The 460-nt window shown below is 43.0% G+C and carries 1 protein-coding gene; it reads left to right on the top strand.

The features are described 5' to 3' along the window. Nucleotides 1-460, top strand: a 460-nt coding sequence (locus tag AC2JF8_RS09290) for an ADP-dependent NAD(P)H-hydrate dehydratase (protein WP_500762808.1), incomplete at both ends; no start/stop codon positions are given.

A 460-nucleotide genomic window follows, 5' to 3' on the forward strand; every position in this document is an offset into this window, starting at 1 on the left:
ATTATCGATGGCTCAGCGATTACCCTGTTTAGCCAAGGCAATTTTTCCCTTACCTATCCTGAAAAAGTTGTTTTCACACCTCATCAAATGGAATGGCAACGTTTGAGTCACTTACCTATTGAGCAACAAACACTGGCAAATAACCAGCGCCAACAAGCAAAATTAGGCAGTACGATTGTTTTAAAAAGTCATCGCACCACAATTTTCCACGCAGGAGAACCTTTTCAAAATACAGGTGGCAACCCTGGGTTGGCTACTGGCGGAACTGGGGATACCTTGGCTGGCATCATTGCTGGTTTTTTGGCTCAGTTTAAGCCGACAATTGAAACCATTGCTGGCGCCGTTTACTTACACAGTCTCATTGGAGATGATTTGGCCAAAACCGACTATGTTGTTTTACCAACGAAGATTAGTCAAGCCTTACCGACATATATGAAAAAATATGCACAGTCACACACAC

The sequence above is a fragment of the Lactobacillus sp. CA30L genome, from assembly GCF_059900845.1.